Below are 311 nucleotides of genomic sequence, written 5' to 3' on the forward strand. Positions count from 1 at the left end.
AGATACACGGCCAGCGGGATGTACAGCTCGATCAGCCGGGCGCGGACGCGCTCGCGGTCGGCGCCGGCCGGGAGGTCGGCCATCAGCGAGAGCAGGGCCTTGGCCCGCGCGTCGCTCTCGCGGGTCCCGCGGGCGCCGTGCTCGTGGCTGGTCTGGGTCTCGTGCTGCCGCGCGTCGGTGCTCATGGCGGGGTTCAACCTTTCCGTTCGGTGCCGCATGACCGGTCCGGAGCGGAGCGGAGGGGCCGGTCATCATGGGCTCAGCGTTCAAGTCATGCCGCAGCCGGAGCGAAGCGGAGGTTCCGGCATGAC

Annotated in this window: 1 protein-coding gene; it reads right to left on the reverse strand. The window is 71.7% G+C overall.

Annotated features, from left to right (window positions below):
• The coding region (locus ABT297_RS37470) for a hypothetical protein (protein ID WP_350557328.1) at positions 1–185 on the reverse strand (185 nt) is incomplete at its 3' end.
• Positions 186–311: the final 126 nt, after the last annotated feature.

It is taken from the genome of Dactylosporangium sp. NPDC000555 (genome assembly GCF_040300025.1).
GTDB lineage: Bacteria > Actinomycetota > Actinomycetes > Mycobacteriales > Micromonosporaceae > Dactylosporangium.